The 24,191-nt window shown below is 70.3% G+C and carries 16 protein-coding genes; 13 read left to right on the plus strand and 3 right to left on the minus strand.

Annotated features, from left to right (window positions below; translation table 11 throughout):
- Positions 1–8 precede the first annotated feature (8 nt).
- Positions 9–431, plus strand: a complete 423-nt coding sequence (locus tag H180DRAFT_RS22355; protein ID WP_368073140.1) for a hypothetical protein — start codon at positions 9–11, stop codon at positions 429–431.
- A 71-nt stretch (positions 432–502) separates the two neighbouring features.
- Here H180DRAFT_RS22355 and H180DRAFT_RS22360 read toward each other — a convergent pair whose 3' ends face one another.
- Positions 503–2,695: a RecQ family ATP-dependent DNA helicase gene (locus tag H180DRAFT_RS22360; RefSeq protein ID WP_055487907.1), complete on the minus strand. Its 2,193-nt coding sequence runs from the start codon at positions 2,693–2,695 to the stop codon at positions 503–505.
- A 140-nt stretch (positions 2,696–2,835) separates the two neighbouring features.
- Between H180DRAFT_RS22360 and H180DRAFT_RS22365 the strand changes: the two genes are divergently transcribed.
- The 7 genes from H180DRAFT_RS22365 (at position 2,836) to H180DRAFT_RS22395 (ending at position 14,282) form a co-directional block, all read left to right on the plus strand.
- Positions 2,836–4,086: a DUF4192 domain-containing protein gene (locus tag H180DRAFT_RS22365; protein ID WP_079100323.1), complete on the plus strand. Its 1,251-nt coding sequence runs from the start codon at positions 2,836–2,838 to the stop codon at positions 4,084–4,086.
- Positions 4,087–4,379: 293 nt separating this feature from the next.
- Positions 4,380–6,374, plus strand: coding sequence for a glycogen debranching N-terminal domain-containing protein (locus H180DRAFT_RS22370; RefSeq protein ID WP_254666145.1), 1,995 nt, complete (start codon positions 4,380–4,382; stop codon positions 6,372–6,374).
- A 105-nt stretch (positions 6,375–6,479) separates the two neighbouring features.
- Positions 6,480–7,232 carry an NUDIX hydrolase gene (locus H180DRAFT_RS22375; protein ID WP_055487908.1) on the plus strand — a complete coding sequence of 251 codons (753 nt, stop codon included), beginning with the start codon at positions 6,480–6,482 and terminating at the stop codon, positions 7,230–7,232.
- Between the two features lie 122 nt (positions 7,233–7,354).
- The gene (locus tag H180DRAFT_RS30975; RefSeq protein ID WP_055487909.1) at positions 7,355–10,126 is read left to right on the plus strand and encodes an ABC transporter ATP-binding protein; all 2,772 of its coding nucleotides are present in this window, start codon (positions 7,355–7,357) and stop codon (positions 10,124–10,126) included.
- Between the two features lie 133 nt (positions 10,127–10,259).
- Positions 10,260–11,252 carry a FadR/GntR family transcriptional regulator gene (locus H180DRAFT_RS22385; RefSeq protein ID WP_074466936.1) on the plus strand — a complete coding sequence of 331 codons (993 nt, stop codon included), beginning with the start codon at positions 10,260–10,262 and terminating at the stop codon, positions 11,250–11,252.
- Positions 11,253–11,655: 403 nt separating this feature from the next.
- The gene (locus H180DRAFT_RS22390) at positions 11,656–13,278 is read left to right on the plus strand and encodes an RNA polymerase sigma factor (protein ID WP_175437810.1); all 1,623 of its coding nucleotides are present in this window, start codon (positions 11,656–11,658) and stop codon (positions 13,276–13,278) included.
- A gap of 170 nt (positions 13,279–13,448) precedes the next feature.
- Positions 13,449–14,282 (plus strand): S1 family peptidase, encoded by an 834-nt coding sequence (locus H180DRAFT_RS22395; protein WP_079100317.1) that lies wholly within the window; start codon positions 13,449–13,451, stop codon positions 14,280–14,282.
- 217 nt (positions 14,283–14,499) lie between these two features.
- Here H180DRAFT_RS22395 and H180DRAFT_RS22400 read toward each other — a convergent pair whose 3' ends face one another.
- On the minus strand, positions 14,500–14,727 hold the full coding sequence (locus H180DRAFT_RS22400; protein WP_055487912.1) for a DUF7455 domain-containing protein: 228 nt from the start codon (positions 14,725–14,727) through the stop codon (positions 14,500–14,502).
- Positions 14,728–15,152: 425 nt separating this feature from the next.
- On the opposite strand from H180DRAFT_RS22400, the gene H180DRAFT_RS22405 reads away from it, so the two are divergent.
- The 4 genes from H180DRAFT_RS22405 to H180DRAFT_RS22420 all read left to right on the plus strand — a co-directional run bounded on the left by H180DRAFT_RS22405 (position 15,153) and on the right by H180DRAFT_RS22420 (position 20,728).
- Positions 15,153–17,300: a DNA gyrase/topoisomerase IV subunit B gene (locus H180DRAFT_RS22405; protein ID WP_055487913.1), complete on the plus strand. Its 2,148-nt coding sequence runs from the start codon at positions 15,153–15,155 to the stop codon at positions 17,298–17,300.
- Between the two features lie 146 nt (positions 17,301–17,446).
- Positions 17,447–17,995 (plus strand): DUF485 domain-containing protein, encoded by a 549-nt coding sequence (locus H180DRAFT_RS22410; RefSeq protein ID WP_055487914.1) that lies wholly within the window; start codon positions 17,447–17,449, stop codon positions 17,993–17,995.
- Positions 17,992–19,578 carry a solute symporter family protein gene (locus H180DRAFT_RS22415; RefSeq protein WP_055487915.1) on the plus strand — a complete coding sequence of 529 codons (1,587 nt, stop codon included), beginning with the start codon at positions 17,992–17,994 and terminating at the stop codon, positions 19,576–19,578. Before H180DRAFT_RS22410 ends, H180DRAFT_RS22415 begins: the two co-directional genes overlap by 4 nt.
- Positions 19,579–19,867: 289 nt before the next feature.
- Positions 19,868–20,728, plus strand: coding sequence for a glycoside hydrolase family 16 protein (locus H180DRAFT_RS22420; RefSeq protein WP_055487916.1), 861 nt, complete (start codon positions 19,868–19,870; stop codon positions 20,726–20,728).
- 73 nt (positions 20,729–20,801) lie between these two features.
- On the opposite strand, the gene H180DRAFT_RS22425 is transcribed toward H180DRAFT_RS22420, so the two are convergent.
- On the minus strand, positions 20,802–22,481 hold the full coding sequence (locus H180DRAFT_RS22425) for an ATP-binding protein (protein WP_055487967.1): 1,680 nt from the start codon (positions 22,479–22,481) through the stop codon (positions 20,802–20,804).
- A 406-nt stretch (positions 22,482–22,887) separates the two neighbouring features.
- Here H180DRAFT_RS22425 and H180DRAFT_RS22430 point away from each other — a divergent pair, with 406 nt between their 5' ends.
- On the plus strand, positions 22,888–24,135 hold the full coding sequence (locus tag H180DRAFT_RS22430; RefSeq protein WP_074466937.1) for a CobW family GTP-binding protein: 1,248 nt from the start codon (positions 22,888–22,890) through the stop codon (positions 24,133–24,135).
- The last annotated feature ends 56 nt before the right edge of the window (positions 24,136–24,191 follow it).

A 24,191-nucleotide genomic window follows, 5' to 3' on the forward strand; every position in this document is an offset into this window, starting at 1 on the left:
CAGGCACTGTGCGCACGGGTTCTCAGCGCACAGCCGCCGCGTCCGGCCGCCCCGCCGCAGCGATCGAACTGGTCTCCGCCACCGACACGACGGCCGTCGACGTGGCAGACGAGACCGTGGACAAGCTTCTCGACGAGGGCACCCCACCGGGTGACGTTCTTGTCATCACGACCGGCGAACAGCATCCGTGGGCACAGCACGAGCTCTCCTTCGGTGAGGACGCCTACTGGGGTCAACTGGCCGACGGCGAGGACGTCTTCTGCGTACACGCCACCGCGACGTCACGCGTCACGCGGCGGGCCGTCGTCGTCCTGGCCGTCAACGGAGGTACGGACACGCAGGCTGCCGAGGCCCTGCCGGCCGCGCTTGCGAAGGCAGGGCGCAGCCTGATCGTCTGCGGCGACCCGCAGCGGCTTCGGCAGCTCCTCTGAGCGGGCAGCGCCGAGACTGACCGGCCCCGCGCCGAGGGCGGCAAGGTCTCGGCGCGGTCACCCCTGCACGGTCATCCCTGCACTGCGAGGACCAGCGGGAGGACTCCGCTCGCCCCTGCCTGCAGCAGCAGCCGGGCCGCCACCGCAAGCGTCCAGCCCGTGTCGGCGAAGTCGTCCACCAGCAGCACCGGGCCGCCTGCGTCCGCGACCGCCGCCGACAGCGGCCCGGGCAGCGTCAGCGAACCGTGCAGGGCGCGGAGGCGCTGCGCCCCGTTGCTGCGTGCGGGCGCGCCGTGCGGACCCCCCGCTTCGTAGGCGACAGTGCCCAGCAGGGGCATGCGGCCGATCTCCGATATGCGCTCACCCAGCGACCGCACCAGCCGGGGCCGCGTGCGCGAGTCCACGGTGACCACACCGACCGGACGGTCCCGGGCGTCAGGGGCGCCCGAACTCCAACCACCCGGCGCTTTGGCCCAGTCGGCGAGTACTTCCACCACCGCCGTCACGACGTCGTCGGGTACCGGGGCGTCGTCCGCGCCGGGTGCGAGCAGCGGACGGAGCCGATTGCCCCAACCGATGTCCGAGAGCCTTCCCAGGGCGCGGCCGGTGTCTGCCTGCTCAGCGGCCGGGATGCGTCCCTTCAGTCCGACACCGACGGCAGGCAGCCCCGTCGGCCACATCTTGCGGGGTTCCACCTCGACTCCCGGCCGGGCGAGTTCCCCGCGGGCCGCCTCCAGCGTGACCGCGGACACCTCGGGGGTGAACCGGGGGCCGGCGCAGTTGTCGCAGCGACCGCAAGCCGCCGCCTCCGCGTCGTCGAGCTGCCGCCGCAGGAACTCCATTCGGCATTGCGCCGTATCCGCGTACTGCCGCATTGCCTCTTGTTCGGTCTCACGCTGGCGCGCGACCCAGGCGTAGCGCTCCGCGTCGTACTCCCATGCCTGGCCCGTGGCCGTCCAGCCGCCCCGCACCCGCCGCACCGCTCCGTCCACGTCGAGAACCTTGAGCATGGTTTCGAGCCGCGACCGGCGCAGTTCCACCTGCGGTTCCAGCGCCGGAAGCGACACCGGGCGGTCAGCTGCGGCCAGAACGTCGAGGGTTCGGCGAACCTGCTCCTCGGCGGGGAAGGCCAGGGAGGCGAAGTAGCGCCAGATCGCCTCGTCCTCCCGGCCCGGCAGGAGAAGCACCTCCGCGTGTGCGACACCCCGGCCCGCCCGGCCCACCTGCTGGTAGTAGGCGATGGGAGAGGAGGGGGACCCGAGGTGGACGACGAAGCCCAGGTCCGGCTTGTCGAAACCCATGCCCAGTGCTGATGTGGCAACCAGGGCCTTGACCCGGTTTTCGAGCAAGTCGGCCTCGGCCGCCTCCCGTTCGGCGTTCTCGGAGCGGCCCGTGTACGCGGCAACGGCGTGTCCCTGGCTGCGCAGGAACGCCGTCACCTCCTCCGCGGCGGCGACGGTGAGGGTGTACACGATGCCGGAGCCCGGCAGCTCCTTGAGGTGATCCGACAGCCAGGCCATCCGGTTCGCCGCGTCGGGCAGCCTGAGCACGCCGAGGCTGAGGCTCTCCCGCTCCAGCGGCCCGCGCAGCACCAGCGCGCCACCACCGGCGGCCTCCGCGCCGGAGCCCACGGCGGGTGCGTGTGTGCCGAGCTGCTCGGCCACATCGGCCGTCACCCTCGCGTTGGCCGTGGCCGTGGTGGCGAGCACGGGCACGCCGGCCGGCAGCTCGGCGAGCATGGTGCGCAGGCGGCGGTAGTCCGGCCGGAAGTCGTGACCCCAGTCCGAGATGCAGTGGGCCTCGTCCACCACGAGCAGGCCGGTGGCAGCGGTGAGCTCCGGCAGGACCTGGTCCCGGAAGTCCGGGTTGTTCAGGCGCTCGGGGCTGACGAGCAGCACATCCACGCCGCCATCGGCGATCGCAGCCTGGATGGCTTCCCACTCATGCGTGTTGGAGGAGTTGATGGTGCTTGCGCGGATGCCGGCCTGCTCGGCGGAGGCCACCTGATTCCGCATCAGGGCCAGCAGCGGTGAGACGATGACGGTGGGCCCCTCCCCGGCGGCCCGCAGCAGTGCCGTCGCGACGAAGTAGACCGCCGACTTGCCCCAGCCGGTGCGCTGGACGACGAGGGCCCGCCGCCGCTCCGCCACCAGCGCTTCGATGGCGCGCCACTGGTCCTCGCGCAGTCGGGCTTCGCCCGAGGCGTCACCGACGAGGCGGGCGAGAACAGCGTCGGCCTTGAGGCGAAGCTCCGTGTTGTTCATGGCTCCATGCAACCGGATGCCGGACGCATTCGGCCAACGAGCCTGTGGACAACCGGACCACTGGTGCGACAGAAGTACTAACCGGGAAGCTTGTGGACAACCCGGGTCACGTGTCGAGTTCTTCCCTGCACGGTTTCCTCATGACACAGCGAGACAACCCGCACCACGGTCACGACGAGGAATCCGGCGTCCGCCGGAGCGACGGCACCGTACCCGCCCCCGTTTCCAGGCCGCCCGGTTCCCGGAGCGAGATCGCGCTTCGCGGCCCCGCCGAGCTGGCCGACGCACTTCCCTACCTGCTCGGCTTCTACCCCGACGACTCCATCGTCGTCGTCGCCCTGCACGGTCCGCGCGGACGCTTCGGCGGGCGCATCAGGATCGGTATTCCTTCAGACCGCGGCGAATGGCCCGCGGTCTGCGAACAGGTCGCCGCGTGCCTGGAGAGCGAGGCCGGCTCCCGCGACCGCAGGCCCGAGGGGGCCATCGTCTTCCTCTGCCAGGACCCGGGCCCCGGTCAGAAAAGGCAGGAGGTCATGGAAGGGCTGCGTCCGCTGGCCCAGGCGCTGCGCACAGCGTGCGGGGCGCGGGAGATCCCGGTCTACGAGGCGTTGTGCCTGTCCGGCGGCTTCCACATCTCGTACTGCTGCCCGGACTCCGAGTGCTGTCCGCCCGGGGGACGTCCGCAGGAGGAGGCCGGCACCTCGGCGATGGCCGCAGCTGCCGCGTACGCCGGCATCCAAGTGCGCGGCTCCCTCCGGGAGATGGAACGGCGGCTCACAGCGATCGGGGAGGATGCGGCCCGGGCTCAGGAACAGGCTCTCGATTCCGCGAGCTCGGCCCTCGTCCCCCGGATCCTGGACCCCGACGGATGTCCGGCGGTGAGAGCCGAGACGCTCCGGCTGGCATGGTCGCTGATCACCCGCTTCCGCGACGCCCTCCCGGGAGAGGACGACGCCGTTCTCGCGGACGCCCACGACGACGAACTGCTCAGCCATGACGAGGCGGCGGCGATGATCCTCGGCCTCCAGGACCGAAGGACGCGTGACCGGGCGGCGGAGTGGATGGAAGGCGCCGACTGCGAACCGGCCGTGCGGCTGTGGCGAGCCCTCTCCCGGCGCTGCGTCGGGCCGTACGAGGAGCATGCCGCTGCCCCCTTGACGCTGGCGGGATGGGTCTCCTGGTCAGCTGGCGACGGGCCCTCGGCCAGGGTCGCCCTCGACCGTGCCCTTCGCAGCGACCCGGACTACGTCTTCGCCCGGCTGCTCCACCGCGCCTTCAACGACGGGGTGGACCCGGAGCCGTTGCGTCGCTGCATGCGCAAGGAGCGGGCGTTGCGCCAGGCGCAGGAAAACCACGGCACCGCCGGCCCGTCGACGTGCCCTCTGCCGTGACCAGCATCGCCGTGAGCCGTTCATCTCAGTGCAGACGCCGCTCATCTCCAGCACCGGCCCTCGCCGGACCACGAACAAGCGGAAGCGGAGGGACGCCCGTGTCCACGATGTCGCAGCCGGCTTCGCCGCAGTCGCACACGCCCGCTCGGCAGACGGCGGGCGCAGCCCCGCCCGCACGTGCCGCCGGGCCACGAGGGGCTCCGGCTGGTGGGCGCGTCCCTCCAGGGCCTCCGCCCACGGCGGAACACCAGTCGGCCCACGACGCACTGATCTGTGTCGCTGCACCGCATCTCGTGGTTTCCGCCGAGCACGGTCAGATGAACGGTGAGGGCATGGAGGGCTTCTACTACGCGGGGAGACGAGTGATCTCCCGCTGCCGCATCCTTCTCGGCGGCAAGGAACCGCTGCCGCTCCATGGGCGGATGGTCGGTGCAAGGCAGGCCCGGTTCACAGCGACGGCACCGACCACGGTGGGGACGGGACCCGACCCGGAGATCCTCCTCGACCGGTTGCGGTCGGCCGACGGCACGGAGCGCATCACCGTCCATAACACGGGTCGACGCCCGCTGAGACTTCCCTTCGAACTGCACCTCGGGACAGACCTCGCAGAGATCGCGGCCATCGCCGTCGGACGCACCGGCGAGGAGCTTCCAGCCTCCGTTCACGGTTCCGGCCTGTCCTGGTCTGCGGGCAGCCTGCGAGCCACCGTGGCCGCCGATCCGCAACCCGGCACCAGCTGGGCTCGTCTCGGACTGCTCAGGTGGGACTGGGAGCTGGCGCCCGGCGCCCAGCGCACCGTCGTGCTCAGGACCGACCTGGCCCGCATGGATCCCGGGCGCCCAGGCTCCCGGAAGGGCGAGGACAAGACCAAGAGCAAGGGGAGGGGCAAGACCCGGAAAGGTGCCCCCGGCCCGGTCTCCGTCATCACTTCCCGCCCCGCCAGGCCGCCGCGGCTCTGGCGGGGAGCCGACGCGAACGCTGACGACAGAAGAATCGCTGCGCTCTTCCGCGCCGGCCTCGATGACGCCAACGCGCTGCTGCTCAGCGATCCGGCAGCGCCGTCCGACCTCCATCTCGCCGCAGGCGCCCCATGGCGATGCGCGTTCGCGCCGGCCGAGTCCCTCCGGGCGGCCCGGCTCCTCCTGCCCCTCGGAACCCGCCTTGCGGCAGGCACCCTGCGCACACTCGCCCGCAGCCAGCTCACCGCACCGGGCCCCGAGGAGGGCAGGCTGCCCGGCTCGCTGCGCCATTCCGGGCCGTACGCTCCGCCGAGCTGCAGCGGGACGGAAGCCACGCTGCTGTTTCCCGCAGTCCTCGCAGAAGCACGCCGGTGGGGCCTGCCCGAATGCGAGATCGAGCAGCTTCTGCCGGCCGCCGAGCGCTGCCTCAACTGGATGGTCGGCGTCGCCCCGAGAGGAGGCTTCGTCCCCGATCCCGCGCCCGACGGCCCCCACCGGTGTGAGGTCCAGGCGAGCGCGCACCGCGCGGCCCTGCTCGGTGCCGAGTTGCTCGACGCCTGCGGCCGCGGTGGTGGAGCGGAGCTGCGGGAGTGGGCGCAGGAGCTGGGCCGCTGCTTCCGGAATGAGTTCTGGGTGGAGGAGAAAACCGGGGCCGGGCCCGTGATGGTCCGCACCCGGGGCGGAGTTTCCGGGGGCACCCTTGCCCATTCCGGCGCAGCGGCGGCCGAGTTGCTCGACACGGGGCTGGCCGGCGGGGGACGGCCCGCCACCGGAATGCTGACCGCGGAGCAGACGGAGCAGCTCTGCCGGCACCTGCGGAACCCGGCTCTCGATTCCGGGTGGGGCCTGCGCAGCCTCGGCCGAGACGATCCGCGGCACAACCCGTTCGGACACCGTGGTGGCGTCGTCCGGGTCCAGGAGTCCGTCGCGGCGGTCGCGGGGTTCGCCGCTGCGGGTCACGGAGGTGAGGCAGGTTCACTGCTGCGCGGCCTGCTCGATGCGGCGTCGTCGTTCGGCCTCCGCCTCCCGGACATGTACGCGGCCCAGCAGCGTGCCGACGGCGGGGTGCCACTGCCGCATCCTGCCGCGTGCCGTCCCGCGGCGGTGGCCGCGGCCGGTGCCGTGCATCTGGTCACCACGCTCGTGGGGGTACGTCCGGATGTTCCGGCGGGAACGGTTTCCGTCCGGCCGCTCAGTGAGGCGCCGTTCGGCGCCGTGCGGATCGCCGGACTCCGCATCGCGGGCCGGCCTTTCTCGATCAGGGCGAGCGGCGCCGGTGAGACAGAGGTGGAGGAGGTGGCAGACGGATTGCGAGTCACCCTCGACTGAGCGGAGTTGGGGCGGCAACAGCGGGAGCCCGGGGGCACGAAAGCCGCTGCGGAGGGCGCTTGGCGACCGCCTGTTTATCGTCAGGCAGACGACTATGATCACCTCATGCCCTACGATCCGTCGGCCTTCCCTCCCTTCGCCGTCACCGTCGACCTCGTGGTGCTCACGGTGCGCAGAGACGCGCTCTGCGCGCTGGTGGTGCGCCGGGGTGAGGCGCCGTACGAGGGGAAGTGGGCGCTTCCCGGGGGCTTCGTCCGGGCCGACGAGGACCTCGCCTCGGCCGCGGCACGCGAGCTCGCGGAAGAGACGGCTCTGCGTGCGCACGGCACGGACAGCCCCGGTGCCCACCTCGAACAACTCGCGACGTACGGCGACCCCGACCGTGATCCGCGGATGCGGGTGGTCAGCGTCGCCCATCTCGCGCTCGCGCCGGATCTGCCGTCGCCGACGCCGGGAGGGGACGCTCGAGGTGCCCGCTGGGCACCTGTTGAGGACTTGCTCGGGGCCGGCGACGGCTCTCTCCGGCCGTCGGTCGAAGGCGAGAAGACCCTCGCCTTCGACCACGAACAGATTCTCGCGGCGGGGGTGGAACGCGCCCGTTCCAAGATCGAGTACTCCTCCCTCGCCACTGCCTTCTGCCCGGCCGAGTTCACTGTCGGCGAGCTGCGCAGGGTCTATGAGGCGGTCTGGGGTGTGGCGCTCGACCCGCGCAACTTCCATCGCAAGGTGACGGGGACGCCCGGCTTCCTGGTGCCGAGCGGCGGCACGACGACACGGCAGGGCGGCCGTCCCGCACAGTTGTTCCGCGCCGGGGGCGCCAACCTGCTCAACCCGCCGATGCTGCGCCCCGAAGTCTGACCCCTGCCAGGGCACGCTCGTCCGCAACGCACTTGCCCGGCCGAGACGCATTGCCGGTGAAAGCACGACATGTCGCGTTATCTTGCGTGGGTGCATCCTCCATGCGTCACGCGGGAGAAGCGATGATCCAGGCAATCGGGCTGACCAGTCTGCCTCGCCGCCACCAACTCACGCCCGCTGTCGACGACCTCACCTTCGAGGCACGTCCCGGCCGCGTCACCGTGCTTCTCGGAACGGAAGGCTCGGGCAAGACAACTGCCCTGCGCCTCATGCTCCAGCTTCAGGCAGGGCGCGGGACGGCGCTCTTCCGCGGACGTGCGGTCCACCGGATCCAGCACCTTGCGCGCGAAGTCGGTGTGCTGCTGGGCGAAGTGAACGGTCACCCGGGGCGCACCGCCCGCAGTCATCTGCGGATGCTCTCCGCCGCTGCCGGCGTTCCGCACACCAGAGCCGACGACGTGCTCGACGTCGTCGGCCTCAGCGGGTTGGCCGACCAGCGGATGAGCACGTATTCCCGGGGTATGGACCGACGCCTCGCCATGGCGTGCGCCTTGCTGGGAGACCCGCACACCCTGGTCCTCGACGAGCCTGCCCACGGGCTGTCCCCACGTGAGACCGCGTGGCTGTACTCACTGCTACGCGGCTTTGCGCATCAGGGCGGCACCGTCCTGGTCACGTCGCACATCTCCGACGAGGCGGCCGAACTCGGCGACCGCGTCGTCAGTATCGAATCGGGCCGCCTCGTTGCCGACCAGCATGCTGCCGACTTCGTGCGCACCCGTCTGCGTCCCCGTGTCGCCGTCCGGACGCCGCACGTCGACCGCCTCGTCGCCGTACTCACCCAGGAGGCACGGAAAGCGGGCAAGGACCGGGTCAGCGGCCCGATCAAAGTCGTGCGTGAAGGCGGCACCAAGGTTTCGGTGTACGGCAGCAGCTGCGCGGAAGTCGGGGAGCACGCCCACCGCAACGGCATTCTCGTCCATCAACTCACCGACGAGCGCGGGGTCGCGGGAGACGCTCATCCTCCGGGTCCGCTCGACCGTGCCGACGGCCGCCGCCCACCACGGGAAGGCAGCGCCGATCCCCAGACCATCACGCCGAGTTCGGAGGCGGAGGGGACACGACCCGCACATGTGGGCACCACCGGCTCCGAGCCCGGAGACGAACCGGTGCCCCTGGCGCTGGAGGTGGAACTCGCAGAGATCGACGACCCCCCGGGCGAGGCGGCCGGGGCCTCGTCCGATCCCGGCGACTCCGAGCACATCAGTACTACGGAATCCCGCTCCACCGTGGCGAGTTCGGCTCCGAAGTCATCGTCCGTATCCGCAGAGCCGCACAGTGCCGCATCCGATGCGGTATCCGATGCGGCCCCGGACGACGATGCCGACCCGCACGCCGACCCGCACGCCGACCCGCACGCCGACCCGTACTCCGATACGCACTCCGATCCGCATTCCGGGGCCGAGTCCGAGCGGCGCTCGGAACGCCCCTCCGCCCACGAGCCCGTGCTCGTGACGACTTCGGCCGCTTCGCCCACACGCTTCGCCTACGGGGCCACCTCGTCGGTCCGGGCGGTCACCGGCAACTCACCGGCCCTCGTGGCCGGATCGGATCACGCAGAACGCACGTCCCCGGAAGAGGAATCCGTCACAGCGCCGGACGCCGAGGGCGGTCCCGGAACAGACGCCGCAACCGGTCCCGCACCGGACCGGAGCGTTCACGCGGCGGCAACTTCCGCAGAGGAACCGACACTTCAGCTCGGCGAGGGCCCTCTCGTGGATCCCTCCGCCGAATCTGCCGCCCCCACCGAATCCGCCCGCTTCGCAGGCTCCGACGAGCCCACCGGCTCGTCCGCGGCTCCTGCTTCCGCCGACACCACCGCCGACGCCACCGCCTCCTCCACAGACCCCGGGAGCGACCCCGGTGAAGCCTCTGCGACCCGTCCCGTCCTGATGAAGCTGCTGGTCGACCCGGACGCCCCTCGCAGGATCAAGCCCCTCTGGGCCCCGAAGCGCGCTCCCGCACGGGCGCCCGCCGAACTGCCGCCGCAACTGCACGCCCTCGCCCGGCCCGGCCCGGCCGCGCCCCTGCGCTACGAGGTGTGCCGCCTGGCCAGCGTCCGCAGTACCTGGATCGCCGTGGCGGTCACCGTGGGCGTGGCGTTCTGCGTCTCGCTCGTGATGGCACGAACCGGTCTGGGACTTCCCCCCGCAGCGGACAACTCACTGACACCTGTGGTGCGTCTCCTGACCGGCTGGCCTTCGGGCGATCTCAGCATCCTGCCCCCGGTCGCCGTGGCGGCGGGCCTGCTGGGAGCCTTCGCGTTCGGCGAGGAGTTCCGCTATCCCGCTCTCGCCCCCGCCCGCTCACCGGTACCGCGCCGCATCAGCCTTCTTGCAGCCAAACTGGCCGTCTCGGCGACTCTGACGGTGCTGCTCGGCATCACGGTCGCCGTCGTCAACGCAGCGGGCGTGACGCTGTTCTTCGGTGCCGGAGCTCTCTTCCTTCCCTCCGACGTCACTTCCGCCACTGACGGGCCGTGGCAGATGCATGTCGCGGGAGTGTTCGTCCTCGCTGTCGGCTGCGCCTGGGCGGGAGTTCTGGCTGCGGGCGTCTTCCGGTCAGGTGCGGTCGGCACGGCAGTGGTGGTGGCGGTCCCGTTGTTGCTCGCTCCGCTCGTACGGACGTTTCTCGGCGACGGCCTGCATACGACCGAGGGGCTCCCCGGGCGGCTGGAAGCGGCGCTGCTCATGCCCTGGCCGCCGGGGACCGAACGCTGGGCGGCTGCACTGATCGAACTGGCCTCACAACCTGTCGGCTTCGCGCTGGCGTTGACGGTGGGGGCGCTGTTGGCCGGCTATCTCGTCTCCACACTGAACAGCAGAGCAGGGTAGTCACGGGCCTGTCCTGCTCGTCGCTCCGGCTTTCCGAAGCGTCAACATGCCCTGAAAAACGGGCAGATGACGTCACAACGCTTTCTTTCCGATAAGGCGTCAATTGACAGGAAGTCAGTGATCACCCTTTCGTGTGCTTTTCACCAAAGCCCTCAAGGCGGCCCGGAGCGCCGCCGACAAAGGATGCGTGACTACCCTTGCGCACTCCATGATGACCGCCGCTCGCTCAGCCGACTCGGGACAGGTCGGCCCGGGCGAACTAGACCGCTACGCATACGCCGAGTCCTCCGGCTCCGCACGTACTTCCAGCAACGTCCCTGCCTGGCAAGGCTCCGAGGCCGACATCAACCGACCAGGGCGGCGGGCTGCCGGCAGCCGCGGGCGAGGACTGCACGGCCAACTCGTCCAGCAGCTCGGCCAGATGATCGTCTCCGGGGATCTCGGGGCCGACCGGCCTCTCGTCCCCGAAGAGATCGGTCACCGCTTCGAGGTATCCCGCACCGTCGTACGTGAGTCTCTCCGCGTCCTGGAAGCCAAGGGGTTGGTCAGCGCCCGGCCCAATGTGGGTACGCGGGTACGGCCCGTCAGCGACTGGAATCTGCTCGACCCGGACATCATCGAGTGGCGGGCCTTCGGGCCGCAGCGCGAGGACCAGCGCCGGGAGCTGCGTGAACTGCGCAGCACCATCGAGCCGTTGGCCGCGCGCCTCGCAGCCGGTCAGGTGCGTGAGGAGGTGCGGCAGCGCCTGTCGGACATGGTCGAGATCATGACGCACGCCGTGGGTCAGGGAGACACCCTGACCTTCTCGCGCGCGGACGCCGAGTTTCACGGGCAGCTGCTGCAGGCAGCCGGGAACCGCATGCTCGAGCACCTCTCGGGCATCGTCTCCGCGGCCCTCCAGGTGTCCGGTGGCACCGGCACGGGATGCGAGGTCGCCACGGAGGCATCCGTCGCCCGCCATCAGCGGGTGGTGGATGCGCTCACCGCCGGCGAGGGCGGCGCCGCGGAAGCGGCGATGCGACAGGTGCTCGGCGGTCGCCCCGACGCGACTGCCGCCGTCCCCCAGACCGGCGCGAGCGGTGCCGGCGGCTCCGACCACGTGGTGCCCCCGCCCCGCGAGCACTGACCGGCGCGGGCGCCGGGAGTCGGGTGCCGCGCTCGCGGGCACCGGCTCGGGCCCTGTCGGCGGCCGGGGATGTCCCGTCTCGTGGCACACACGGCTGTACCGCCGGAATCCGGGCGGCGCAGCCGTGTGTGCCCTTGTACATACGGGGCAACTTCTCAGAGTGATGTCCTTTTCGTCAGCATCCTTCCGGAATACATCGAGTAAGGATGTGACCCGGGCCACGCGTATTGCCCGTAACGCTTCGCGTCGCAGCGCGATGACTCAAGAGGTGACAGCCGCGGAGGGAATACTGGCCAGGAGCCCGGTGCTCGTACAGGCGCTGTATTCCTCCCACAGCTCAGCCCGCGCCGTCGGTTCATTCCCACCGGCGGTTTGCCGTTTCCATCGTTCCGAGAGGTTGTTCGTGTCGGCCAGCACATCCCGTACGCTCCCTGCGGAGATCGCCGAATCCGAGTCTGTGGTGGCGCTCATCGAGCGGGGAAAGGCTGAGGGGCAGATCGGCGGCGACGACGTGCGTCGGGCCTTCGAAGCTGACCAGATTCCGCCAACCCAGTGGAAGAACGTACTGCGCAGCCTCAACCAGATCCTCGACGAGGAGGGTGTGACGCTGATGGTGAGTGCCGCAGAGGCCCCCAAGCGCACCCGTAAGAGTGTTGCGGCCAAGACTTCCGCCAAGCGCACCGCCACGAAGACCGTCCCGGCCAGGTCCGCTGCCACGAAGAAGGCGGCAGCCAAGCCGGAGCCGGCTTCGGCGGAGCTCGACGCCGCGGTGCCCGAGGGTGTCGTCGATGTGGATCCCGTCGAGGTGGCCGTCGCCGAGCCGGCTGCCGAGCCGGTGAAGAAGACCGCCAAGAAGGCGGCCACGGCGAAGAAGACCGCCAAGAAGGCGGCCATGGCGAAGAAGGCCACGGCGAAGAAGTCCGCAACCAAGAAGTCCGTGGTCGACGAGATCCTCGAGGACGCCGACGAGGCGACCGACGAGGCACCGGCCAAGCCTCTGAACAAGCCGGGTGCCAACGACGGCCCCACGGCCGAGGTGAAGAACGAGAACGAGGGCTTCGTTCTCTCCGACGACGACGAGGACGACGCGCCGGCCCAGCAGGTCGCCGCCGCAGGTGCCACCGCGGACCCGGTCAAGGACTACCTCAAGCAGATCGGCAAGGTTCCTCTGCTCAACGCCGAGCAGGAGGTGGAGCTCGCCAAGCGGATCGAGGCGGGGCTGTTCGCCGAGGACAAGCTCGCCGCCGAGGACAAGCTCGCGCCCAAGCTGAAGCGTGAGCTGGAGATCATCGCCGAGGACGGCCGCCGGGCCAAGAACCACCTGCTCGAGGCCAACCTCCGCCTCGTGGTCTCGCTGGCCAAGCGCTACACGGGTCGCGGCATGCTCTTCCTGGACCTGATCCAGGAGGGCAACCTCGGCCTGATCCGTGCGGTCGAGAAGTTCGACTACACCAAGGGCTACAAATTCTCGACGTACGCGACGTGGTGGATCCGGCAGGCCATCACACGTGCAATGGCCGACCAGGCGCGCACCATCCGCATTCCGGTGCACATGGTCGAGGTCATCAACAAACTCGCGCGTGTGCAGCGGCAGATGCTCCAGGACCTGGGCCGCGAGCCCTCCCCGGAGGAGCTGGCCAAGGAGCTGGACATGACGCCGGAAAAGGTCGTCGAGGTCCAGAAGTACGGGCGTGAGCCGATCTCTCTGCACACGCCTCTGGGCGAGGACGGCGACAGCGAGTTCGGTGACCTCATCGAGGACTCGGAAGCCGTCGTCCCCGCCGACGCGGTCAGCTTCACGCTTCTCCAGGAGCAGCTGCACTCGGTTCTGGACACGCTCAGCGAGCGCGAGGCGGGTGTGGTGTCCATGCGGTTCGGCCTGACGGACGGTCAGCCCAAGACCCTCGACGAGATCGGCAAGGTCTACGGCGTCACGCGTGAGCGGATCCGTCAGATCGAGTCCAAGACCATGTCGAAGCTGCGCCACCCATCCCGCTCCCAGGTTCTGCGCGACTACCTGGACTGATCGGCGCCGCCGCGGCAGCTCTCACGGCAAGGGCCGGTGACCCTACCAAGGGTCACCGGCCCTTGCCGTGAGTATGCAGCGTCGCCTCCGGATGCGGAGCTGCTCCATCCGGCTCACTGTTGATGGTCCGGAAGGCCTTTCCCAAGGCCCTCTCACCGCCAGGAGGCTGTATGCGTCCGCTGCGTGCGCTCCCGCTGCCCTCGCTGATACCCGTGCTGCTCGGTGTCGTGCTGGCCCTCGTGCCGGCGCCGCAGGCCCACGCGCGGGACCGGGCAGTGGTGGGCGGGCGTCCGGTGGAGGCTGCCGAGCATCCGTGGGTCGTGGCCCTCTCCAGCCGGGACCGCTTCGGGAACAGCCGCTCCGGCCAGTTCTGCGGGGGAGCGCTCGTGGGTGCCCGAACTGTGATCACGGCTGCGCACTGTCTGAGCCGGGAGGTGCTGGGCGTGGCACACGGAGACGTCGACGACCTGCACGTCATATCCGGCAGGAACGACCTCGGTACGAGCACCGGACGTGAGGTGAAGGTCCGCAAGAAGTGGATCAACCCCGGGTACGACGCGGCGACGAACGCGGGCGACATCGCGGTCCTCACGCTCAGCGAGCCGCTGCCCGCGGGCTCCACGATCCCGATGGCCTCCGGCAGCGACACCGGTTACACCGCGGGTTCCGCTGCGGAGGTCTACGGCTGGGGCGACATGAGCGGGAACGGGGACTACGGCCCCCGGTTGCGCGTCGCCGAGGTCGACATGATGGACGACTCCGCCTGTGCCCGCGCCTACCCCAGTGGATCCGAGGGTGTCTTCGACGCGGCCTCCATGGTGTGTGCGGGGGTGGCGGAGGGCGGTCGTGACGCGTGCCAGGGCGACAGCGGCGGGCCGCTGGTGGTGAACGGGAGGGTCGTCGGGCTGGTCTCGTGGGGGGCGGGCTGCGGGGAGGAAGGCAGACCCGGCGTGTACACGCGGGTCTCCTCCGTGGCGGGTCTCGTCCGTGAGCACAGCGAGTGACAAGAGGTAAGGGCGGGGAAGGCCGACGCCCGGGCGGCTGTTCGCCCGCAGCGGAACCCGGGGACGGCTTGCCCCTGGAGCCCGCTCAGCGCGGGAGGCGGCCGGCCCGGGACGCGGAAGGGCGGTCATCCGGTGGTACCGGATGACCGCCCTTCGATTCCGGCCTGTTGCCGGTCCGAGCTCGTCGGTTCTCGGGACGTCTGGTCAGTAGGGCAGCTCAGCCCTCTCCCGCCTCTGTGCCGGCAGGAGCAGTGAGCTTCTCCGTCTCGTCCTGTATCTCCGCGGCGATCTTCTTGAGCTCCGGCTCGAACTTACGCCCGTGGTGTGCGCAGAACAGCAGCTCTCCGCCGCTGAGCAGTACGACGCGCAGATAGGCCTGAGCGTTGCAGCGGTCACAGCGGTCGGCGGCCGTCAACGGAGTCGCGGGGGTCAGAACTGTAGTCACGTCGCCTCTTCTCTAGCTCGACGAGCTGTCGTACCAGGGTCAACATCCAACCAGGCCGAAAACGTTCCCGCTCTCGGCGATTCCTCGAAGATTTCTCCCCGGGGGCGGCTGCATGTTGCCGGGTGGCGGCGAATGAGCCGTATTGCGTGGGTTGCTTCGTGATCACGATGCTTGGTGGCTGTTGTCCAGTTGTTTGTCTCTGCAGTGTTCCCGTGTTGAAGGGGACGTGCCCGGAGCCTAAATGGTTCATGCGCCAAAGGGAACGTGATGTGTGCGTCACCCCATCGAGTTATCGAACGTACGAACGATCATCGGCTACCATGAATCCCTTCCCGGGTGGCGAGCCACGCCCTCTCCTGCACTCTCGGTACCCTCTGACGCGGCAACCAGCCACCACAAGCAGAATTCAGCGAGGAGCGAACCGCGTGACCGCCGACTCTTCCCTGGCCTCCGGCAGGGGGAACACCAAGCCGTCCACCGCGTTGCTCAGCGGGACAGACAGGGACGGCGGCGCCAACTACACCGCGCGGCACCTGCTCGTCCTGGAGGGGCTCGAAGCGGTGCGCAAGCGCCCCGGCATGTACATCGGCTCCACCGACAGCCGGGGCCTGATGCACTGTCTGTGGGAGATCATCGACAACTCCGTCGACGAGGCCCTCGGCGGTCACTGCGACCACATCGAGGTCGTCCTGTACCAGGACGGCTCCGTCGAGATCCGCGACAACGGCCGCGGAATCCCGGTCGACGTCGAGCCCAAGACCGGTCTGTCCGGCATCGAGGTCGTGATGACCAAGCTGCACGCCGGCGGCAAGTTCGGCGGCGGCTCGTACGCGGCGTCGGGCGGCCTGCACGGCGTCGGCGCCTCCGTCGTCAATGCGCTCTCCTCCCGGCTCGACATCGAGGTCGACCGCAGCAGCCGCACGCATTCGATCAGCTTCCGCCGCGGCGTTCCCGGCATCTTCACGGAGTCCGGTCCGGATGCGCCCTTCGATCCCGGGAGCGGGCTGCGCAAGGGCAAGAAGCTGCCCAAGAACCGCACCGGTACCCGCGTGCGCTACTGGGCGGACCGGCAGATCTTCCTCAAGGACGCCCGACTCTCGCTGGAGACGCTGCACGCCCGCGCCCGGCAGACCGCCTTCCTCGTGCCCGGGCTCACGCTGGTCGTGCGCGACGAGCGTGGACTGGACGGACAGGAGGTCTCCGAGGAGGTCTTCCGCTACGACGGCGGGATCAGCGAGTTCTGCGAGTACCTGGCGCAGGACAAGCCGGTCAGCGACGTGGTGCGCCTGCAGGGCAAGGGCCAGTTCAAGGAGACGGTGCCGGTCCTCGACGACCGGGGTCACATGATCCCCACGGAGGTGCAGCGCGAGCTGGGTGTCGACATCGCGCTCCGCTGGGGCACGGGCTACGACTCGACGCTGAAGTCCTTCGTCAACATCATCGCCACCCCCAAGGGGGGCACACACGTCTCGGGATTCGAGCGGGCCGTCACCAAGACCGTCAACGAGGCGTTGCGCTCCACGAAGATCCTTCGCGTGGCCGAGGACGACATCGCCAAGGACGACGCGATGGAAGGCCTCACCGCCGTGGTGACGGTGCGGCTCGCCGAACCGCAGTTCGAGGGGCAGACGAAGGAGGTCCTCGGCACCTCGGCGGCCTCCCGCATCGTCGGACAGGTCGTGGCCAAGGAGCTCAAGTCGTTCCTCACCTCGACCAAGCGAGACGCCAAGCAGCAGGCACGGGCCGTGCTGGAGAAGATCGCCGCGGCTGCCCGCACGCGCATCGCCGCCCGGCAGCACAAGGAGGCGCAGCGGCGGAAGACTGCACTGGAATCGTCCTCGCTGCCCGCCAAACTCGCCGATTGCCGTAGTGACGACGTCGACCGCAGCGAACTGTTCATCGTCGAGGGGGATTCGGCGCTCGGTACCGCGAAGCTGGCCCGGAACTCCGAATTCCAGGCGCTGCTGCCGATCCGGGGCAAGATCCTCAATGTTCAGAAGTCCTCCGTCGCCGACATGCTCAAGAACGCCGAGTGCGGCTCGATCATCCAGGTGATAGGAGCCGGGTCCGGGCGGACCTTCGACATCGACCAGGCGCGGTACGGCAAGGTCATCTTCCTCGCCGACGCCGACGTCGACGGCGCTCACATCCGGTGCCTGCTGCTGACGCTCTTCCAGCGCTACATGAGGCCCATGGTCGAAGAGGGCCGGGTCTTCTCCGCGGTGCCTCCGCTGCACCGGATCGAGCTGGTCAACCCCAAGAAGGGGCAGGAGAAGTACATCTACACCTACTCCGACAACGAGCTGCGGCAGACGCTCATGGAGCTGGAGCGCGGCAAGGTGCGATACAAGGATTCGATCCAGCGTTACAAGGGCCTCGGTGAGATGGACGCCGGCCAGCTCGCCGAGACCACGATGGACCCGCGTCACCGCACCCTGCGCAGGATCAACATCAGTGACCTGGAGGCGGCGGAGGCGGCCTTCGACCTGCTCATGGGCAGCGATGTGGCCCCGCGCAGGGAGTTCATCAGCTCCTCCGCGGCGACCCTGGACCGTTCGCGGATCGACGTCTAGTCGCAGCCCCTGGCCGGCGCCGTGCACAGGGCGCCGGCCAGGGGCCGGTCCAGCGGTGATGACCGCTGGACCGGTACGTCACCTGAAAAGGTGAACAGTCCCGGATGCCCCATCCGTGATCTTCTGTGCTTGTCCATTCTTTGGGCATGCGCACCGACGATCCCTGGTACGACGCCCTGGCCTCCGGTCCGGGCGATCACGACGCCCCGCCCGCGGCGACGGCCGCGACCCTGCCTCCTCGCAGCGACGACGCGCGCACCGGGGCCGGTGAGGGTGCGCGCACCGGTGACGGGCAGCCCGCGAACTGCGAGGACGGTCCGGAGACCCGCGAGGCGCATGCCGCCGCGGTATACGTCGCCGTCCAGCGGAGTGAGGCCTTCCAGCAGGTGCGGCGGCGCTACCGGCGCTTCGTCGCGCCCGTCAGCGTCGCCTTCCTGGCCTGGTATCTCGCCTACCTCGTCACCGCGACCGCGGCACCGGAGCTGATGTCCCGTCCGCTCGCCGGAGTGTTCAACGTCGCCATGGCCGCCGGTCTCGCGCAGTTCGCCAGCACCTTCCTGCTGACGTGGGCGTACGTGCGCCACGCGCGGCTGCGCCGGGACGGACTCGCACTCGACCTGCGCTGGGAGACCGAGGACATGGCCCGCGCGTACACCGCCCCAGCCCCCCGTACGGCCATGGAGAGCATGCGTTGACCGGCAACCATCAGACGCTGACTCTGGTGCTCTTCAGCGCCGTCATCGCCGCCACCCTGGTCATCACCACGCTGGCCAGCCGCAGACGGCGCGGCTCACCCGAGGAGTTCTACGCGGGCGGCCGTCTCTTCAGTCCTATGGAGAACGGATTCGCCATCGCGGGCGACTACATGTCGGCGGCCTCCTTCCTCGGGATCGCCGGCGTCATCGCCCTGTACGGCTACGACGGCATCCTCTACTCCGTCGGATTCCTCGCGGCCTGGCTGGTGGTGCTGCTTCTCGTCGCCGAACTCGTGCGCAACTGCGGGCGGTTCACGCTGGCGGACGTCGTCACCGCAAGGCTGCGTGCGCGCCCGGTCCGCATCGCCTCGGGCGTCTCGTCCGTGACCGTCTCGGTGCTGTATCTCGTCGCGCAGATGGTCGGTGCCGGCAGTCTCGTGGCGCTCCTGCTGGGGAGTGCGAGCGGGGCGGCGCGCTCCTGGACGGTGATCGGCGTCGGGGCCCTCATGATCGTTTACGTCTCCTGCGGCGGAATGCGTGCGACGACGTGGATTCAGATCGTGAAGGCGGTGCTTCTGCTGGGCGGGGCCGTCACGCTGACAGTGCTCGTGCTGATGCGCTTCGGCGGCGATCTCGGTGCACTGCTCGGCGCTGCCGCCGAACGCAGCGGCCACGGGCGGGACTTCCTCGCTCCCGGCCTGCGCTACGGGGGCGAGTGGACACACCGGCTGGACTTCATCAGCCTCGGCCTGGCGCTCGTACTGGGAACTGCCGGGCTGCCGCACATCCTGTCGCGCTTCTACACGGTGCCCACCGCGCGGGCCGCGCGCCGCTCGGTCGTCTGGTCGATCGGTCTGATCGGCGCGTTCTACCTGATGACGATCGTCCTCGGGTTCGGGGCCGCTGCGCTGCTGGGCAGCGGGACGGTGCGCGCCTCCGATCCCGCCGGGAACACGGCGGTGCCCCTGCTCTCCCTGGAACTGGGCGGAGGAGCCGGATCGACCGGGGGCTCCGTACTGTTCGCGGTCGTCGCGGCGGTCGCCTTCGCGACGATTCTCGCGGTGGTCGCGGGGATCACCCTCGCGTCGTCGGCGTCGGTCGCTCACGATCTGTACGCGTCGCTGAGCAGGCGCGGCGCGCGGGGTGAGGTGGGCGTCGCCCGTGTCGCGGCGGTAGGGGTCGGCGCCACCGCGATCGGACTCGGGCTTCTCGCGCAGCATCTCAATGTCGCCTTCCTCGTAGGTCTGGCGTTCGCGGTGGCGGCTGCCGCCAACCTGCCGGTGCTGCTCTACGCCCTGTTCTGGCGCCGGTTCACCACGAGGGGGGCGGTGTGGTCGGTCTACGGCGGGCTGGTGCCGGCGATCGTGCTCGTGCTGCTCTCGCCGGTCGTCTCGGGCGCGCCCGGTGCGCTCTTCCCCCGGTTCGACTTCGCCGTCTTCCCGTTGGAGAACCCCGGCGTGGTCGCGATTCCACTCGGCTTCCTCTTCGGCTGGCTGGGCACCGTCACCTCGCGTGAGGTGCCCGACGACGCCAAGCACGCGGAGACGGAGGTGCGTTCGCTCACGGGTGCGGGGGCGGTCTGACGGGCCGCGTGCGGAGCATGGTGCCCACACCGGCGGCGGTCACATTGTGAAGAGTTAGGTCCAGACCTATTGACATCGCTGTCTCGGCGCCGGAAATTGTCTTCAAGAGATGACGGCATGCCCGTCGATGCGGTCGGTCCGTGCCGAGTGAACTGCCGTGCGCCCCACACCTGTTCACCCGAAGTGCGGGCCCGTCCGCCGGACTGCCGGAGCGCGAACCCGGCCGCGCCACGCGGCCGGGACCTTCTGGGCCGCACAGGCGGTCCTCCCCACAGGAAGGCACCGCTCGATGAGACCGAAGACCTCGCTGACGGCTGGGCTGCTGGCCGCCGCCGCCCTCGCGATGACCCCGCTGCTCTCGGTGCCGGCGAGCGCCGGAACACAGGCCGCGGACCGGGACGCCGCCAAGGCAGCGCAGTTCACCGACGACTTCGACGGACCGGCCGGCAGCCCCGTGGACGGTTCCAAGTGGAAACTGGAGACGGGCGACAACGTCAGCAACCACGAGCGCCAGTACTACACATCGGGGACCGACAACGCAGCGCTGGACGGCAACGGCAACCTCGTCATCACCGCCAAGAAGGAGAACCCGGGCAACTACAGCTGCTGGTACGGCCCGTGTGAGTACACCTCGGCGCGGCTGAACACCGCGAGCACCTTCACCACCACCTACGGGCATGCAGAAGCCCGCATGAAGGTGCCCCAGGGGCAGGGCATGTGGCCGGCGTTCTGGATGCTCGGTGAGGACATCGGCAGTGCAGGATGGCCCGCATGCGGTGAGATCGACGTCATGGAGAACATCGGATCCGAGCCGAGTACCGTGCACGGCACCATCCACGGGCCCGGATACTCCGGTGGCGAGGGCATCGGTTCCGGCTACTCCCTCCCGGACGGGCAGAAGTTCGCGGACGACTTCCACACCTTCGCGGTCGACTGGTCACCGGATAAGATCGTCTGGTCGGTCGACGGCAACGAGTACCAGACCCGTACTCCCGCCGATCTGGGCGGCGACCGCTGGGTCTTCGACCACCCCTTCTTCATGATCCTCAACCTCGCCGTCGGCGGCGACTGGCCGGGCGACCCGGACGGGAGCACCAGCTTCCCCCAGCAGCTCGTGGTCGACTACGTCCGTGTGACGGGCGGCAACTGACGGCCCTCCCCGGCCGTCCCACGAACCGTCCGGACCGGCGTTGCCGGGCGCCGGTCCGGACGCCGCCGGTGCTTCAGCCCGAGGAATCCCCCGGGTGCAGCGCCTGCGGCAGCACCACTGTGAACTCGGCGCCTCCGCGGGCCCCTTCGCCCACCCGCGCGGAGCCGCCGTGACGCTCCGCCAGCCGGCGCACCAGCGCAAGGCCCAGGCCGCGCTGACGGTGCGCAGGCGGGTCCTTCGTGGACCAGCCTTCGGAAAAGACCTGTTCACGCAGCTCGCCGGGGACTCCCGGGCCGCTGTCGGTCACCTGGAGGACGACGCCGGAGCCGTCCCCCGTGAGCGCGCCGTCCCGGAGTCCCTGCGCCCCCGCGCCGTCCGCGTCACCGCCTTCCCGCGTGCGGCTGCCCGTGTGCACCTCCACCTCCACCAGCGCATCGGCCGAGCCCGCAGCCGCGTCCAGCGCGTTGTCGACGAGGTTGCCCAGCACCGTGGCCAGCTCGCGCGGGTCGACCAACCGGTCCGGCAGGTGTGTGTCGGGGGTGAGACGCAGCGCGACCCCCCGCTCGGCCGCGACCGTCGCCTTCCCCACCAGCAGCGCGGCGAGCAGCGGGTCCTCGACGCGTTCCGCGATCTGTTCCGCCGTGGCCCTGTGCACACCGACGGCTTCGCTGAGATAGGCGACGGCCTCCTCGTGCTGTCCCAGTTGCAGAAGCCCCAGCAGGAGGTGCATCCGGTTGGCGTGTTCGTGGTCCTGCGCGCGCAGGGCGTCGATCAGGCCGCGTGAGCCGTCGAGTTCGCGGCCCAGCAGCTCCAGCTCCGTACGGTCGCGGAAGGTGGCCACCGCTCCGCCGTCGCCCGTGGGCATGCGGTTGGCGACGAGCACCCTGCCGCCGCTGACGGCGAGCAGATCCGTCCCGGTGACGTCGCCGCAGAGGACGTCCGCCGTGCGGCCCGGCCCCAGCACCTGCGCCAGGGGACGGCCGGTGTCCTCGGGCCGCAGTTCCAGCAGCCGCTGTGCCTCGTCGTTGACGAGTCTGATCCGGCCCTCCGCGTCGAGCGCGACGACTCCCTCGCGGATGCCGTGCAGCATCGCCTCACGCTCGTCCAGCAGCGAGGAGATGTCGGAGAAGGCCAGGTCGTGGGTCTGCCGCTGGAGCCGCCGCGAGACGAGCACGGAGGCGAGGACGCCGACGGCGAGCGCCCCGCCTGCGTAGGCGAGCAGTTCGGGGACGGCACCGAGGAACTTGTCCCGCACGCCCTCGTAGGCGATGCCGACGGAGACGGCACCGATCACCTCGCCGTGTTCGTCGCGCAGCGGCACCTTGCCACGGGCGGAGCGTCCCAGGGTTCCCTCGTCGATGTGACGCACCTCGTGCCCGGCGAGGGCTGCGCTGGGGTCGGTGGAGACGTGGCGGCCGACTCGGCGCGGTTCGGGATGTGACCAGCGGATTCCGCGGGTGTCCATCACCACGACGAAGCCGGCTCCGGTGGACCTGCGTATCCGCTCGGCCTGCCGCTGTACCGGACCGTGAGCGGACGGGCCGGGCCCGCCGGCGGCGAGATGGCGGGCGAACTCGGGTTGTACGGCGGTCGTCTGCGCGATGGCCAGGGCCCGGTCCATCGCCCGCTCGTCCAGCTCGCCGCTGAGCGGTGCGAGGAAGAGGCCGGTGACCAGGGCCGTGACGCCGGTCGCGATCGCCAGCTGCATCAGCAGAACCTGGGCGAAGACCCGCTGCGGCCAGCGCGGGCGCATCAGTGACGCGGACAGGCGGCGCCTGCCGGTGGGCGCTTCCGGCGGTGTCTGCGGCGGTGTCTGCGGCGGTGGCACGGTCATCGGCTGCCGAGTCGCTGCCGCACCCCTGACGGGCTCGGAGCCGGACGCGGTGAATGGAGCGGTCACGTGGACCTCGGACGGATCGGGGAACGGGCCGGGAAACGGTGGCGGCGGCCTGCACCGCGGGCCGCCGGGGCAGGCCGCAGGACGGGGCCGGCCGCTGACGGGACAAAGGGCCGGGAAAGGCGTGGAAGGACCGTAGCCGCTGTACGCGGCCTCGCGCTGTGACATGCGGCATCGCCGCGTACGATCGTCAGCCGCCGCACCCGCAGATCCCGCGTGCGACATCAGTCCCGCGGGCCCGCACATTCCGGAGGAAGCACTCGTGGAGCGACCACGACGCGTACCGGTCATCGTCCTCGCCGGATTCCTCGGCTCGGGCAAGACCACCCTGCTCAACTATCTGCTGCGGAACAGCGGCGGCACCCGCATCGGCGCGATCGTGAACGACTTCGGCAGCATCGAGATCGACGCGATGACGGTGGCCGGACAGGTGGACTCGATGGTCCCGCTCGGCGACGGCTGTCTGTGCTGTGCCGTGGACACGAGCGACATGGACGGTGTGCTGGAAAGGCTCGCCCGCCCGTCGGCGGGGATGGACGTGATCATCGTGGAGGCCAGCGGACTGGCCGAGCCGGAGACCGTGATCCGCATGATTCTCGCCTCCGGGAGCAGGCACAGCGTCTACGGCGGACTCGTCGAGGTCGTCGACGGCGCCGAGTTCGAGACCGTGCGGGTGCGTCATCCCGAGCTGGACCGCCACGTGCGGGCCGCCGATCTCGTGGTGCTCAACAAGTCGGACCGCGTGGGGGAGACGGAGCTGCGGCGGCTGCGCGAGACGCTGGAGGAGACCGCCCCCGGAATTCCGGTGGTGCCGGCCGAGCACGGCCGCATCGACCCCGCGCTGCTGTTCGACCCGGTGCACCGGCCGCGCCCGCCCGTCGAACAGCTCTCCTTCGACGCGCTGTTGCGCGACGAGGCCGAGGACGCCGGCGGGGGAGCGGACGAGGACCACACCGGTCATCTCCACGCGGCGTACGAGAGCGTCGAGTTCACCTCGGCCACGGCACTGGACCCCAGGCGTTTCCTCGCCTTCCTCGACAGCCGTCCGCCCGGCCTCTACCGGATCAAGGGCTTCGTGGACTTCGGCGCGGCCGACCCCGTCAACAGCTACTCCGTGCACGCAGTCGGCGGGTTCCTCCGCTTCGCACCCTCCCGCCGCAAGACTGGCGAGGCGGGCGAGACGGGCGAGACGGGCGAGGCGGCGCCCACGCAGCTGGTGATGATCGGCGCCGGCACCGACGGCGATGCGCTGCGCAAGGAGCTTGCGGCGTGCGTCGCCGACGCCTCGGTCCCGCCGGACCCACAGGCCATGTGGGGCGTACTGCGTTATGTCGAGGACGACGGGACCGACGAATACGCGGCGCACGTCGAGGACGACGAACACGGGGCGGCCGAGGAGGCCGGGGAGCCCGTCGCCGACGGCGCCGCGGACGGCCTCCACTACGGGAACGGTCCCCGAGTACCCGCCGAGGGCCAGGACTTCACATTCGACCCCGGCACGGACTACTGAGCCGCGCGTAAGGCTCCCGCCTCGGGCCCGGTGACGCGGGCCCTGCCGGGCCGCCC

It is taken from the genome of Streptomyces sp. WMMB 322 (assembly GCF_900090145.1).
In the GTDB taxonomy this organism is placed as follows: Bacteria; Actinomycetota; Actinomycetes; order Streptomycetales; family Streptomycetaceae; genus Streptomyces.

Coding starts and splice junctions, on each gene's coding strand:
- H180DRAFT_RS22360 (WP_055487907.1), bottom strand. CDS start 2,695: ATGAACAACACGGAGCTTCGCCTCAAGGCCGACGCTGTTCTCGCCCGC.
- H180DRAFT_RS22365 (WP_079100323.1), top strand. CDS start 2,836: ATGACACAGCGAGACAACCCGCACCACGGTCACGACGAGGAATCCGGC.
- H180DRAFT_RS22375 (WP_055487908.1), top strand. CDS start 6,480: ATGCCCTACGATCCGTCGGCCTTCCCTCCCTTCGCCGTCACCGTCGAC.
- H180DRAFT_RS30975 (WP_055487909.1), top strand. CDS start 7,355: ATGATCCAGGCAATCGGGCTGACCAGTCTGCCTCGCCGCCACCAACTC.
- H180DRAFT_RS22395 (WP_079100317.1), top strand. CDS start 13,449: ATGCGTCCGCTGCGTGCGCTCCCGCTGCCCTCGCTGATACCCGTGCTG.
- H180DRAFT_RS22410 (WP_055487914.1), top strand. CDS start 17,447: ATGCGCACCGACGATCCCTGGTACGACGCCCTGGCCTCCGGTCCGGGC.
- H180DRAFT_RS22420 (WP_055487916.1), top strand. CDS start 19,868: ATGAGACCGAAGACCTCGCTGACGGCTGGGCTGCTGGCCGCCGCCGCC.
- H180DRAFT_RS22425 (WP_055487967.1), bottom strand. CDS start 22,481: ATGCGCCCGCGCTGGCCGCAGCGGGTCTTCGCCCAGGTTCTGCTGATG.